We start from the raw sequence: 13,697 nt of genomic DNA on the forward strand, positions 1-13,697 counted from the left end.
ACACCCATTGCCCCGGTCAGCCGCAGGTCCGGCCCGGCCGTTAAAATTCGAGTGCCCTCTTACGGAACCTCCCCTTGCGAATTTCTGCTTCCCCGACCGGCCGCATCGCGGCCTTTTTGTTGTCCCTGGCTGCGACCCTCACGACCGCCGTCGCGGCCGAGCCGCCACCGGTCTTCGTGCTGAATTCGCTCGACGCCACTGTCAGCGTGATCGACCCCGCCACCTGGGCGGAGAAGCAGCGCATCCCGACCGGCAAGGAGCCGCATCACCTCTACCTCACGCCCGACGAGCAATCACTCATCGTCGCCAACTCGGCCGGCGATTCGCTCACGTTCCTGAACCCGCGCACGGCCGAGGTGCAGCGCGTGGTGCACGGGATCATCGATCCGTACCAACTGCAGTTCTCGCGCGACATGAAGTGGTTCGTGACCGCGGGCAACCGGCTCAATCACGTCGACATCTTTCGCTGGGACGGCAAGGAACTGAAGCTGGCCAAGCGCATCGCCACCGGCAAGACGCCGAGCCACATCTGGATCGACAAGACCAGCACCACGGCCTACGTGACCATGCAAGACAGCGACGAGCTGATCGCGGTCGACCTGGCCACGCAGGCGATCAAGTGGCGCATTCCCACCGGCGCGATGCCGGCGGACATCTTCGGCATCAACGGCGACAAGACGCTGCTCGTCGGCCTGACCGGCAGTGATGGCGTGCAGGTGTTCGACGTGTCCGGCCCACAGCCCAAGGTGACCGGCAAGATCCCCACCGGCAAGGGCGCGCACGCCTTCCGCGCCGCAGGCGACGGCAAGACGGTGTTCGTCAGCAATCGGGTGTCGAACAGCGTCAGCCGCATCGACCTCCAGACGCTCAAGGTGACCGACGACTACCCGGTGCCGGGCGGCCCCGACTGCATGGACGTGTCGGCCGACGGCAAGACGCTGCTGGTGACCTCGCGCTGGGCCAAGAAGCTCAGCGTGGTGGACCTGGCGTCGCACAAGGTCGTGCATCAGGTGAACGTGGGTCGCTCGCCGCACGGCGTCTGGACGCTCGACCATGGCGCGCGTTAAGTCCCTGCAGCTTGCCGTCCTCCTGGTTGCGGCCCTTGCAGGCACCACCGGCGCAGTCGCGCAAACGTCCTGCGATAAGCCGGTGTATCTGACGGTCGACACGGGCCACATGGGCGTGGCGCCGCTCTTTGCCGAGGTGCTGAAGCGGCAGAACGTGCGGGTGACCTTCTTCGCCGCCGCCGAGCGTACGCAGACCGAGGGCGACAGCCTCGACAACCACTGGGCCGCCTGGTGGAAGGCGCGTGCCGCCGAGGGCAACGAGTTCGGCTCGCACACCTACGACCATGTCTACTGGCGCGGCGACGACAAGAGCATCGAGCCGCGCTTCCGCGTGCGGCCGTCGATGGGCGCGTTTGCCGGCCGCGAGTTCACCTGGACGGCGGCGCAGTACTGCGAAAACATCGCCAAGGCGGCCGATCGGCTGGCCTATGTCACCGGCAAGCAACCGCTGCCGCTGTTCCGCGCGCCGGGCGGCAAGACGTCGCCGAAGCTGCTCGCCGCCGCCAAGGCCTGTGGCTACGAGCATGTGGGCTGGTCGCCGGCCGGCTTCCTCGGCGACGAACTGCCGAGCGAGACCTACAGCAACGAGAAGCTGCTGGCGCAGGCCCTGGACCGCATCCGCCCGGGCGACATCCTGCTGGCGCACCTGGGCATCTGGTCGCGCAAGGATCCGTGGGCGCCGGCCGACCTGGAGCCGCTGATCGTGGGCCTGAAGGAAAAGGGCTTCTGCTTCCAGACGCTGCGCCAGCATCCCGACTACAAGGCCTGGATCGCTGCGCATTCTTGAGTTGGACGGCTGATATGGAATGGCTCACTGACCAATTCGCCGCGCTGCAGCAGTGGCTGTTCGAAGCGGCAGTGCAGCCGCTCGTGTACGCCGCGGGGCTGGGCGGCCTCGTCGAGGATGCATTCGACGCGACCGGGTGGGTGCTGGTCGGGCTCATCCAGATCGCCATCCTGATCGCGCTGATCGGGCCGTTGCAGCGCTGGCGACCGGTCGAGGCGGTGACGGACCGGCGCGCGATTCGCGTCGACGTGCTCTACACGCTGATCCATCGGTTGGGGTTGTTCCGGCTCGGCATGTTCTTCCTGCTGCAACCGCTGTTCGACGACGCGCTGGGCCCGTTGCGCGCCGACGGATGGGGCTCGCTCCACCTGGACGACCTCTGGCCGGGCGTCACCGACGTGCCCTGGGTCGCCTTCGCGATCTACCTGGTCGTGCTCGATTTCGTCGAGTACCTCATCCACCGCGGGCAGCACCGCTTCAACTGGTGGTGGGGCCTGCATTCGCTGCACCATTCGCAGCGACAGATGACGATGTGGAGCGACAACCGCAACCATCTGCTCGACGACGTCATCCACGACACGATCATCGTGGTGGTGGCGCAGCTCATCGGCGTGGCGCCGGGGCAGTTCATCGCCATCGTCGCCTTCACGCAGCTCAGCGAGAGCCTGCAGCATGCCAACTTGCGCCTGTCCTTCGGCGCGATCGGCGAGCGGCTCTGGATCAGCCCGCGTTTTCACCGAGTGCACCACAGCATCGGCATCGGCCACGAGTCGAACGGCCCCACCACGCTGGGTGGCCACAACTTCGGCGTGCTGCTGCCCTGGTGGGACATGCTGTTTCGCACCGTGGACTTCGAACATCGCTATGACCCCACCGGCATCCGCGACCAGGTCGAGCCCGATGCATCGGGCCGCGTGCGCGACTACGGACGCGGCTTCTGGGCGCAGCAATGGACGGGCTTGCGGCGCATGGTCGGTCGTGAGCGGTAGCGTATCCTCGCAGCCGATGCGTATTCTTCTCGATTCCTTCTGGCGCGCAGCTGCTTATTGCCTGCGCCCGCGCGTGATATTGCTGTCGTTCTTGCCGTTGGTGTTGATGGTGGCGCTGGCGGCCTGTCTCGGCTATTTTTTCTGGGAGCCGGCCGTCGTCTGGACGCGTGCAACGCTGGATTCCTGGCCGCTGCTGGCGAATTTCTGGGGCTGGATCGGGCGCCTCTTCACCGGTGACATCTCGGGCATGCTGGCGCAATTGGTGGTGGTGCTGGCGGCAACGCCGGCCATCGTGCTGGTCTCGCTGCTGATCGTGTCGGGCCTCATGGCGCCGGCGCTGACACGGCTCGTGGCCACGAGGCGCTTCCCGATGCTGGAACACAAGAAGGGGCCTCCGCTCATCTGGAGCGTGATCCGGGCGTTGGGGCTCACGCTGCTGGCGCTGATTGCCCTGGTGGTGTCGATGCCGCTGTGGCTGGTGCCGCCGCTGGTGCTGGTCCTGCCGCCGCTGATCTGGGGCTGGCTCACCTACCGCGTGATGAGCTTCGATGCGCTGGCCGAGCATGCCAATGCCGAGGAGCGTACGACGCTGTTGCGCACCCACCGCCTGCCGTTGCTGGGCATCGGCGTGCTGTGCGGCTATCTGGGCGCTGCGCCCAGCATCGTCTGGGCGTCCGGCCTTCTGTTTGCCGCCGGCTTCTTCGTGCTGGCGCCGATCGCGATCTGGATCTACACGCTGGTGTTCGCGTTCTCGGCGCTGTGGTTCGCGCACTACTGCCTCGACGCCCTGGCGCAACTGCGTGCGCAACGCACCGTGCCCAATGCCAACGGCAACCGCCCGGCCCTGCCGCACGATGGGGACAGGGCCATCCAGACTCAATGGGGAGCACCATGAAAAGCGAAACGAGCGGCGCGGGGCCGCGGTCCTTTGGCCTGATCGTCGTCGGCGACGAAATCCTCTCGGGCAAGCGCCTCGACAAGCACATGCCCAAGGTCATCGAACTGCTGACGGCGCGCGGCCTGCAGCTCGATTGGGCGGAGTACGTCGGCGACACGCCGCAGCGCATCACCGCGGTGCTCAAGCGCGCCTTCGCGTCCGGCGACATCGTCTTTTCCACCGGTGGCATCGGCGCCACGCCCGACGATCACACGCGCCAGTGCGCCGCGGCCGCGCTCGGCCGGCCGCTCGCCTTGCATCCGGAGGCCGAGGCCCTCATCCGCGAGCGAATGCGCGACACCGCGGCCGAGCAAGGCATCACCTACGAACCCGACCGCCCCGATAACGTGCATCGGCTCAACATGGGCGTGTTCCCGCAAGGCGCGACGATCATCCGCAACCCGTACAACAAGATTCCGGGCTTCAGCGTGGCCGACGTGCACTTCGTGCCCGGCTTTCCGGTGATGGCCTGGCCGATGATCGAATCGGTCCTCGATGCGCGCTATGCCGACCTGTTCGCACGAGGGCGCAGCGCGGAGAAATCCGTGATCGTCTATGGTGCGATGGAGGCCACCCTCACGCCCCTGATGGAAGCCGTCGAGCGCACGCATCCGGGCGTGAAGGTGTTCAGCCTGCCGAGCGTCGACCACCCCGAGCACGGCCGCCATATCGAACTGGGCGTGAAGGGCCATGCCGAGGGCTTGGCCGCGGCGTACCAACAGCTCATCGAGGGCCTGCACTGTTTTAATGCACGCCTCGGCCCCGAAATGGTGCGTTGAAAGTGTGCGCACCAAAAGAGGAGAATATGCCTCCCATCAGGGCCAAACGGCGTATTCGAAGCCCCTGTCGCACGCGCTGACAATGGCACAGAAACTGCATTCCCCACCCCTGAATTTCTAACCACCCCATCGCAAGGAGAATTTGATGGCAAAGACCGTCGCCGACGTACTCAAACTCGTGAAGGAAAACGAGGTCAAGTTCGTCGATTTCCGTTTCACCGACACCCGTGGCAAGGAACAGCACGTGACCGTGCCCGTCTCGGCTTTCGACGAAGGCAAGTTCACCGACGGCCACGCCTTCGACGGCTCCTCGATCGCCGGCTGGAAGGGCATCGAAGCATCGGACATGCAACTCATGCCCGACCCGAACACCGCCAATATCGACCCCTTCTTCGAAGAAACGACGCTGATCCTGACCTGCGACGTGATCGACCCGTCGGACGGCAAGCCCTACGAGCGCGACCCGCGTTCGCTGGCCAAGCGTGCCGAGGCCTACATGAAGGCTTCTGGCCTGGGCGACACGGCTTTCTTCGGTCCGGAACCGGAATTCTTCGTGTTCGACGGCGTGCGCTGGAAGAACGACATGTCGGGCTGCTTCGTGAAGATCGATTCCGAAGAAGCTTCGTGGAATACCGACAAGGAATACGAGCACGGCAACACCGGCCACCGTCCCGCGACCAAGGGCGGCTACTTCCCGGTGCCCCCGGTCGACAGCTTCCAGGACATGCGCTCGGAAATGTGCCTGGTGCTCGAATCGCTCGGCATCCCGGTCGAAGTGCATCACCATGAAGTGGCCAACGCCGGCCAGATGGAACTGGGCACCAAGTTCAGCACGCTGATCCAGCGCGCCGACTGGGTCCAGCTGCAGAAGTACGTGATCCACAACGTGGCCCACGCCTACGGCAAGACCGCGACCTTCATGCCGAAGCCGATCGTCGGCGACAACGGCTCGGGCATGCACGTGCACCAGTCGGTCTGGAAGGACGGCAAGAACCTGTTCGCGGGCGACGGCTACGCCGGCCTCAGCGAATTCGCGCTGCACTACATCGGCGGCATCATCAAGCACGCTCGTGCCCTGAACGCCATCACGAACCCCGGCACCAACAGCTACAAGCGCCTCGTGCCCGGCTACGAAGCCCCGGTGAAGCTGGCCTACTCGGCCAAGAACCGCTCGGCCTCGATCCGCATTCCGTTCGTGGCCAACCCGAAGGGACGCCGCGTCGAGGCGCGCTTCCCCGATCCGCTGATGAACCCGTACCTTGGTTTTGCCGCGCTGCTGATGGCCGGCCTCGACGGCGTCGAGAACAAGATCGATCCGGGCGAAGCCGCGAGCAAGGACCTGTACCACCTGCCGCCGGAAGAAGACGCGCTGATCCCGACCGTCTGCCACAGCCTGGACCAGGCGCTGGAATACCTGGACAAGGACCGCGCGTTCCTGACCAAGGGCGGCGTTTTCACCGATGCGTACATCGATGCCTACATCGACCTCAAGATGCAGGAAGTCACGCGTTTCCGCATGGCGACGCATCCGGTCGAGTTCGACATGTACTATTCCCTCTGAGCGAACAACTTCTTCAGTGACAAAAGGGCGGCTTTGGCCGCCCTTTTTCGTTGACGGGGAACATGCGAATGCCAAGCACATCCAATTGCAACGAAAATGTTTCCCAGTCGCGCCATTTCCACATGACCATGAAACCTGCATCGATCCTGTTACTGCCCCTGGTCCTCCTGGCCGCTTTGCCGGCGCTTGCCCAGGAGCGCGTCTACCGCTGCGGCAACGAGTACACGAACAACGCGACCGAGGCGCAGAAGCGCGGTTGCAAGGTCATGGAGGGCGGCAATGTCACGGTAGTGCAGGGCGCGCGGCCGGCGGCAGCGGCGTCGTCCAGCGCCGGGGCGGTGAAGTCGCCGCCGGGCAGCCCGCGCGTCGAAACCGCGGACCAGCGCGCGCGCGATGGCGAGGCGCGCACGGTGCTCCAGACCGAGCTGAAGAAGGCCGAGGCGCGCCAGGTCGAACTGCTCAAGGATTACAACAACGGCGAGCCCGAGAAGCAGGGCAGCGAGGCCCGCAACTACCAGAAATACCTGGATCGCGTGGCGGAAATGAAGGCCAACATCGCCCGCAACGAAAGTGACATCGCCGGCATCCGCCGCGAGCTCGGCCGCTTGCCGCCGCCGGCCAATCCGTGATCGCCATGGCCTTCGGCAAGGCCGCGGCTACCACCAAGCGTTTCCAGTCCTTCGATCTGCTCGCCACGATGATTGCCGTGGTGAAGCCGGATGGCTCGGTCCTGTTCGCCAATGCAGCCCTGGAAGATGCGTTGGGCACCTCGCGGCGTACGCTCGAGGGCTCGCAGTTCGGCGCCTGCTTTCATGAACCCGCGGTGCTGCGCACCGCCATCGACGGCGCCTGCACCCATGAATTCGCCACCCTGCGCTACGAGGCCTTCCTGCGGCGCGTCAACCATGAGTTGATGCCGGTGCAGGTCACGCTTTCCCGTGCCGAGAAAACGGGGGAGTTGATCATCGAGATGCTGGCGATCGAGAACCAGGTGCGCCAGGACCGCGAGGAGCGCCTGATCGACCAGGCGCAGGCCAACAAGGAGTTGATCCGCAACCTGGCGCACGAGATCAAGAACCCGCTCGGCGGCATCCGCGGCGCGGCGCAGTTGCTGCAGATGGAGGTGGAGTCGCGCGACCTCATCGAGTACACGCAGGTCATCATCCACGAGGCGGATCGGCTGCAGACGCTGGTCGACAGGCTGCTGGCGCCCCACCGCCGGCCGCACGTGGTGGGCGACGTCAACATCCATGAGGTGTGCGAGCGCGTGCGCTCGGTGATCCTGGCGGAGTTCCCGCGCGACCTGCACATCGAGCGCGACTTCGATCCGTCCATTCCGGAGTTCCGTGGCGACCGTGAGCAATTGATCCAGGCCACGCTCAACATCGTTCACAACGCGGCGCAGGCGCTCGCCGAGCGGCGCGCCGCGGGCGATGCGCGGATCACCTTCAAGACGCGTGTGGCGCGTCAGGTCATCTTCAACAAGCAGTGGTATCGACTGGCACTGGAATTGCATGTCATTGACAATGGACCGGGCGTGCCGGACGCGATCAAGGACCGCATCTTCTACCCGCTGGTGTCGGGCAGGGAAGGCGGGACAGGGCTGGGACTGACGCTGGCGCAAACCTTTGTGCAGCAACACCACGGCGTGATCGAGTGCGACAGCGTCCCGGGCCGGACCGATTTCAGGATATTGATACCGCTGCCCTAGCAGCCAGGCCGAACAGGAGTTGCATGAAGCCGATCTGGATAGTGGATGACGACCAATCGATACGCTTTGTGCTTGAGAAAGCGCTGCTGCGCGAAGACATGCCGACGCGCAGCTTCACCAACACGCGCGAAGTGCTTGCGGCGCTCGAAGCCGCCAATGAAGATGAGTCGCAAGGCCCGCAGGTCCTGGTGAGCGACATCCGCATGCCGGGTGGCTCGGGGCTCGAACTGCTCGACAAGATCAAGCTCACGCACCCCGGCCTGCCGGTCATCATCATGACCGCGTTCTCGGATCTGGACAGCGCCGTTTCGGCATTCCAGGGCGGCGCTTTCGAATACCTGCCGAAGCCCTTCGACCTGCCACGCGCGGTCGAACTGATTCGCCGCGCGGTCGATGAAAGCCAGCGCGAGGAAGTGGCCGAGGAACGCATGGTGGCCGCGCCCGAGATGCTCGGCCAGGCGCCTGCCATGCAGGACGTGTTCCGCGCGATCGGGCGGCTGTCGCAAAGCAATGTGACGGTGTTGATCACGGGCGAATCGGGTTCGGGCAAGGAACTGGTGGCGCGTGCGCTGCACAAGCACTCGCCGCGCACGAATGGGCCGTTCGTGGCGATCAACACCGCGGCGATACCGAAGGACCTGCTGGAGAGCGAACTGTTCGGCCACGAACGCGGCGCCTTCACCGGCGCGCAGACGATGCGCCGCGGCCGCTTCGAGCAGGCCGATGGCGGCACGCTCTTCCTCGACGAAATCGGCGACATGCCGTTCGACCTGCAGACGCGCTTGCTGCGCGTGCTGAGCGATGGGCACTTCTACCGCGTGGGCGGTCACAACGCGGTGAAGGCGAACGTGCGCGTGATCGCGGCCACGCACCAGGACCTGGAGCAGCGCGTCAAGCAGGGCAGTTTTCGCGAGGACTTGTTCCACCGCCTCAACGTGATTCGCCTGCGCCTGCCGGCGCTGCGCGAGCGGCGTGAGGACGTGTATTCGCTCACGCGGCACTTCCTGCAGCAGAGCGCCAAGCAGCTGGGCGTGGACCCCAAGCGGATCTCCGACGCGGCGCTGGCGCAGCTCTCGACTTTCAACTTTCCGGGCAATGTGCGGCAGCTAGAGAACATCTGCCATTGGCTCACGGTGATGGCCCCTGCGCAATTGATCGAGCCGAAGGACCTGCCACCGGAAGTGATCGCGGGTGCGCCGGTGGAAGGACCGGTGCCGCACGCCCCGGCGCCATCGGTGCTGCTGCCGGCGAGCGTGCACGCGGAGCACGAGACCTTGGCCGAGGTACCGGCGTCGCCCGTGGCGCCGGCTGCTGCATCCACGGCGGGCGGCGAATCCGTGCCTGCGTCAGGCGGCAGTGTCGAGGCTTGGGAAACCGGGCTGGAGCACGAAGCCCAGGCCTTGCTCGCCGCGGGGCGTCACGATGTGTGGGATGCGCTGTCGCGCCGCTTCGAGTCGCGCCTGATCCTCACCGCGCTGGCCAGCACGCGCGGCCGCCGCATCGAGGCCGCGCAGAAGCTCGGCATCGGGCGCAACACGATCACGCGGAAGATCCAGGAACTGGGGATCGAGTAGCTGGAGGGCTGCAAGGGCCGTTGAATACGGAGTTCCGGACGCGGAGGACGCGGAGGATGCGTCCGGCTGTCCGATCCCGTATTCAACGGCCCGTCAGATCTCCAGCACCACCGGCGCGTGGTCGCTTGGCGTCTTCCACTTGCGCGGCACGCGGTCGATCACGCAGCTCTTGGCCAGCGGCACGAGCGGCGCGCTGACGAGGATGTGGTCGATGCGCAGGCCGCGGTTCTTCTGGTAGCCGAGCATGCGGTAGTCCCACCATGAGTAGCTCTTCTCGGGCTGGTCGAACAGGCGGAACGCATCGGTCAAGCCGAGCGCGAGCAAGGCCTTGAACTGGTCGCGTTCGGCGGTCGTGTGGTGGATGGTCTCGGCCAGGCCGATGGGGTCGAAGCTGTCGCGGTCTTCCAGCACGATGTTGAAGTCGCCGAGCAGCACCAGCTGGGGGTGCGCAATCATTTCCAGGCGCAACCATTCGCGCAGCGCGTTGAGCCAGTTCATCTTGTATTCGAACTTCTCGCTGCCGGGCGCCTGGCCGTTGACGAAGTAGCCGTTGACCACCCGCAACTCGCCCGCCGGCGTGTCGATGGTGGCTGCGATCACACGCGATTGCTCGTCCGTGAAGCCGCTGATGTTCTTCACCACGTCGCGCACCGGCTGCAGGCTCAGGATGGCGACGCCGTTGTAGGTCTTCTGGCCGAACACCGCGGCTTCGTAGCCGGCCGACTTGAGCACTTCGAGCGGGAACTTGTCGTCGGTCATCTTCAGCTCCTGCAGGCAGAGCACGTCGACCGGATTGGCGATCAGCCAGTCGAGCACATGCTGCAGGCGGGCGGTGAGGGAGTTGACGTTCCAGGTGGCGATTCGCATGGGTGGAATGAAGGGGATCTGATGTTGGACAACGATGCGCCGGATTGCCGATGCCAGGCATCCGATGGCCGTGCGTCCGGCGGCAGGCTGGCGCGCCGCGCCGCCCATTGTGCCCCGCCCGGGGCTGCCGCAACCTGGATGTGTGCGGTGTAGCACGCCGGCGCCACGGTCATGGCCGGAGCCAACAGGTTGACGCATCGATCGCATGGACGCACCATGCGATGCCATGGTCCGGCGCGGGCCATGCGGGAGTGGAATCCAGCCACCCATCTGGATGACCATGCAGAGGCGCCATGTCGGGCGCGCCAACTATCCGATGCGGCGCGCAAGCCCTTCCCCGGAGACCGCTCCATGAACAACGCTCCATTCCAGACTCCCGCCGCGCTCGAGGCCAACGAGCGCGTCGCGCGGCTCTTCGCTGCGCAACAGGCGGCCTACCGGGCCGAGCCGTATCCCTCGGGCAGCGAGCGCGTGAGGCGCGTGCAGGCGCTCAAGACGCAGATGCAGCGCTACCAGGACGTGCTGGCCGACGCGATGAGCAAGGACTTCGGCTTTCGCTCGCACGCCGAATCGAAGATCCTCGACCTGCTGGGCTCGACGATGGAAGCCAGCCATGCCATTTCGCACCTGAAGCGCTGGATGAAGCCGAGCCGCCGCTCCACCGAGCTGCTGTTCCTGACCAACAGCGTCTCGGTGCGCTACCAGCCGAAGGGCGTCGTCGGCGTGGTCACGCCGTGGAATTTCCCGATCTACCTGTCGGTCGGCCCGGCGATCGCGGCGCTGGCCGCGGGCAATCGCGTGATGATCAAGATGCCCGAGGCGACCCCGGCCACCAATGCGCTGCTGCGCAAGATGCTGGCCGAGGTCTTCCCGGAGGACCTGGTGGCCGTGGTCGGCGAGGAACTGGTCGACCCGAGCGTCTTCACCACGCTGCCTTTCAACCACATCGTGTTCACCGGCTCGCCCGCCGTCGGCAAGATCGTGATGCGCGCCGCGGCGGCCAACCTGACGCCGGTGACGCTGGAACTGGGCGGCAAGTCGCCGGCGCTGGTGACGCGCAACTATCCGGTGGCCGATGCCGCCAAGCGCGTCACGCACGGCAAGACGACCAACGCCGGGCAGATCTGCGTTGCGCCCGACTACGCGCTGGTGCCGCGTGAGAGCATTGAGGAGTTCATCGCGGGCGTGCGGCGCACGGTGCAGTCCTTCTTCAAGGGCAAGACGACGGGCAACCCGGACTTCACCTCCGTGGTCGACGACCGCCAGTTCAAGCGCATCGGCAAGCTGCTGGACGATGCCCGCGAGAAGGGGGCGAGCATCGAGTCCTGTGGGCCGATGCCCACCGGCAGCGACCGTTCGCTGCCCTTGCAGATCATCACGAACCTGCGGCCCGACATGCTGGTGATGACGGAGGAACTGTTCGGCCCGCTGCTGCCCGTGGTGCCCTACGACACGATGGAGGAGGCCATCAACTACATCAATGACCGCGAACGGCCGCTCGCGTTGTATTGCTTCAGCTACGACGGCGCCGAGCGCGACGAAGTGCTCACGCGCACCCACTCGGGCGGGGTGTCGATCAATGACTGGGGCTGGCATGTGGTGAACCACGACGCGCCCTTTGGCGGCATCGGCAACTCGGGCATGGGCAACTACCACGGCGAAGAGGGGTTCCGCGAGTTGTCGCATGCGAAGACGGTGTTCAAGCGCCATCGCTTCTTCCCGGTCGACCTGTTCTATCCGCCGTATGGCAACTTCGTGCAGCGCCTGACGATGAAGTACTTCCTGGGCAGCGCCGATCCGAGCCTGGGCGGCTCGACCGGGGCGCACTGATCTACACGTCTATCTTCCTGCTGCGCCCCGAGGGGCGGACGTGGCTCAGCGCCTCACCAGAGCCCGGCCTGTTGCGGTGGGGCCGGTGGCGTCTTCGGCTTTTTCGGCGGTGGCGCCGCTGCGACGGAGGGCGCGCCGACAAACATGTCCACTGGCGCGAGGCGCAGCAGTTCGGTCGCTTCCTTCACGGTGCCGGCCAGCCATTGGTCGACATCGCCGCGCTCGATCGGGATCACGCTGCGCTTGTCCTGCTGGTCGGCGCCGAGTTTCGGGTCGGGCTTGTGCATGCGGTTCATCAACGGATGCGCGTCCGCGTTGATGGTGAGCATGGTGTAGCTCTCGTGCACCTCGCCGGTGAGCTTGTCGGTCCAGAGGTTCCACAGGCCGGCAAGGCCCCATGGCGCACCGTCGGCGCGGCTGAAGGTCCACCAGACGTTCTTGCCGGTTTCCCAGTTGGGCTCGTCGAAGGTGGCGGCCGGGATGATGCAGCGCTGGCCGCGGGCCCACGGCTGCTTGTAGCTGGCCTTGGCGGAGAGTTCTTCAGAGCGCGCGTTGCTGGTGGGGAACTTCAGCTTGGCCTCGGTCGCGAACCAGGGGATCAGGCCCCACTGGCCCACGACCAGTTGGCGTGCGTAGTCGACCTCGTCGCGTGTGCGGCGGATGAAAGGACCAGGCGAGCGCGGGAATATCTCGGCCGGCCACGGTGGTTGGTTGCGGGCGCCGATGAGCCACTCGCGCTCGATGGCGGCCCAGTCGGGCGGGGTGTAGCGGGTGCACATGAGACTCGCGATTGTCGGGGCAATGCAGGCGCCAAGCCCCGGCGTTTGACAAGCGACTGAAACCTTGACAGACTAGTCAGATAACTAGTCTGTAGGAGTTGCGATGCACACATGGCCCGTTCAGGATGCGAAGGCAAGGTTTAGCGAGTTCCTGGAGGCGTGCCTCTCGGAGGGGCCGCAGATGGTGACACGGCGAGGTGCCGAGGCCGCAGTGCTGGTGCCCGTGCAAGAGTGGCGGCGCCTGCAGTCCGCTGCACGCCCTTCGCTGAAGCAACTGCTGCTGTCGGACACGGCGCGCGCAGACATGATGGTTCCGGCCCGAGGAGGCGCAAGGCGCCGCAACGTGGCGCCGATCCGGTAACGCCGCATGTACCTGCTCGATACCAACGTCGTCTCCGAACTCCGAAAGCCTCGACCTCACGGCGCTGTGGTTGCCTGGATCGAATCGATGGATGACGCGCAGCTTTTCCTTTCAGCCGTGACCCTGGGCGAGATCCAGGCAGGCATCGAGTTGACGCGGGAGCAGGACACGGAAAAGGCCGACGAAATCGAGGCATGGCTCGAGATGCTGTCCGCGGCCTACAACGTCTTGCCAATGGATGTGCCGGCATTCCGGAACTGGGCGCGACTGATGCACAGGAAGTCCGACACGCTTTATGAAGACGCCATGATCGCCGCGACGGCGCGAGTCCATGGGCTCACGGTTGCGACGCGGAATGTCGCGGATTTCAAGGGGCTTGGCGTCGAAGTATTCAATCCTTTCGCGACAACTGCGGGTCGGTCCACGCGGTAGAGCGTTCCCGCAGTGAGCACATC

At 65.6% G+C, this 13,697-nt stretch carries 14 protein-coding genes; 12 read left to right on the forward strand and 2 right to left on the reverse strand.

Going from position 1 to position 13,697, the window contains the following annotated elements; all coding sequences use genetic code 11:
- Positions 1 to 74: 74 nt before the first annotated feature.
- The 9 genes from HB681_RS15070 (at position 75) to ntrC (ending at position 9,405) form a co-directional block, all read left to right on the forward strand.
- Positions 75 to 1,067: a YncE family protein gene (locus tag HB681_RS15070; RefSeq protein WP_213955648.1), complete on the forward strand. Its 993-nt coding sequence runs from the start codon at positions 75 to 77 to the stop codon at positions 1,065 to 1,067.
- On the forward strand, positions 1,054 to 1,854 hold the full coding sequence (locus HB681_RS15075) for a polysaccharide deacetylase family protein (protein WP_213955649.1): 801 nt from the start codon (positions 1,054 to 1,056) through the stop codon (positions 1,852 to 1,854). Before HB681_RS15070 ends, HB681_RS15075 begins: the two co-directional genes overlap by 14 nt.
- A 14-nt stretch (positions 1,855 to 1,868) precedes the next feature.
- Positions 1,869 to 2,843 (forward strand): sterol desaturase family protein, encoded by a 975-nt coding sequence (locus tag HB681_RS15080; RefSeq protein WP_213955650.1) that lies wholly within the window; start codon positions 1,869 to 1,871, stop codon positions 2,841 to 2,843.
- A gap of 16 nt (positions 2,844 to 2,859) precedes the next feature.
- On the forward strand, positions 2,860 to 3,738 hold the full coding sequence (locus tag HB681_RS15085) for an EI24 domain-containing protein (protein WP_213955651.1): 879 nt from the start codon (positions 2,860 to 2,862) through the stop codon (positions 3,736 to 3,738).
- The gene (locus HB681_RS15090; protein ID WP_213955652.1) at positions 3,735 to 4,559 is read left to right on the forward strand and encodes a molybdopterin-binding protein; all 825 of its coding nucleotides are present in this window, start codon (positions 3,735 to 3,737) and stop codon (positions 4,557 to 4,559) included. The genes HB681_RS15085 and HB681_RS15090 overlap by 4 nt, the downstream gene beginning before the upstream one ends.
- A 145-nt stretch (positions 4,560 to 4,704) precedes the next feature.
- A complete protein-coding gene (gene glnA / locus HB681_RS15095; protein ID WP_213955653.1) occupies positions 4,705 to 6,120 on the forward strand; it encodes a type I glutamate--ammonia ligase in 1,416 nt (471 codons plus the stop codon).
- A 128-nt stretch (positions 6,121 to 6,248) separates the two neighbouring features.
- Positions 6,249 to 6,749 (forward strand): hypothetical protein, encoded by a 501-nt coding sequence (locus HB681_RS15100; RefSeq protein ID WP_213955654.1) that lies wholly within the window; start codon positions 6,249 to 6,251, stop codon positions 6,747 to 6,749.
- A gap of 5 nt (positions 6,750 to 6,754) precedes the next feature.
- A complete protein-coding gene (gene glnL / locus HB681_RS15105; protein WP_213955655.1) occupies positions 6,755 to 7,831 on the forward strand; it encodes a nitrogen regulation protein NR(II) in 1,077 nt (358 codons plus the stop codon).
- A gap of 23 nt (positions 7,832 to 7,854) precedes the next feature.
- Complete coding sequence (gene ntrC, locus HB681_RS15110; protein WP_213955656.1) at positions 7,855 to 9,405, forward strand: nitrogen regulation protein NR(I); 1,551 nt, start codon at positions 7,855 to 7,857, stop codon at positions 9,403 to 9,405.
- A gap of 93 nt (positions 9,406 to 9,498) precedes the next feature.
- Here the strand turns inward: ntrC and xth are convergent, their stop codons facing one another.
- Positions 9,499 to 10,272, reverse strand: a complete 774-nt coding sequence (gene xth / locus HB681_RS15115) for an exodeoxyribonuclease III (RefSeq protein WP_213955657.1) — start codon at positions 10,270 to 10,272, stop codon at positions 9,499 to 9,501.
- Positions 10,273 to 10,623: 351 nt separating this feature from the next.
- Here xth and HB681_RS15120 point away from each other — a divergent pair, with 351 nt between their 5' ends.
- A complete protein-coding gene (locus tag HB681_RS15120) occupies positions 10,624 to 12,102 on the forward strand; it encodes a coniferyl aldehyde dehydrogenase (protein WP_213955658.1) in 1,479 nt (492 codons plus the stop codon).
- A gap of 53 nt (positions 12,103 to 12,155) precedes the next feature.
- On the opposite strand, the gene HB681_RS15125 is transcribed toward HB681_RS15120, so the two are convergent.
- Positions 12,156 to 12,881 carry an SOS response-associated peptidase family protein gene (locus tag HB681_RS15125; RefSeq protein ID WP_213955659.1) on the reverse strand — a complete coding sequence of 242 codons (726 nt, stop codon included), beginning with the start codon at positions 12,879 to 12,881 and terminating at the stop codon, positions 12,156 to 12,158.
- A 103-nt stretch (positions 12,882 to 12,984) separates the two neighbouring features.
- Between HB681_RS15125 and HB681_RS15130 the strand changes: the two genes are divergently transcribed.
- Together HB681_RS15130 and HB681_RS15135 are read left to right on the forward strand one after the other, a co-directional pair.
- Positions 12,985 to 13,242, forward strand: a complete 258-nt coding sequence (locus HB681_RS15130) for a type II toxin-antitoxin system Phd/YefM family antitoxin (RefSeq protein ID WP_213955660.1) — start codon at positions 12,985 to 12,987, stop codon at positions 13,240 to 13,242.
- Between the two features lie 6 nt (positions 13,243 to 13,248).
- Positions 13,249 to 13,674 carry a type II toxin-antitoxin system VapC family toxin gene (locus HB681_RS15135; RefSeq protein ID WP_213955661.1) on the forward strand — a complete coding sequence of 142 codons (426 nt, stop codon included), beginning with the start codon at positions 13,249 to 13,251 and terminating at the stop codon, positions 13,672 to 13,674.
- Positions 13,675 to 13,697: the final 23 nt, after the last annotated feature.

This window comes from Variovorax sp. dw_954 (assembly GCF_018449755.1).
Taxonomy (GTDB): Bacteria; Pseudomonadota; Gammaproteobacteria; order Burkholderiales; family Burkholderiaceae_C; genus Variovorax.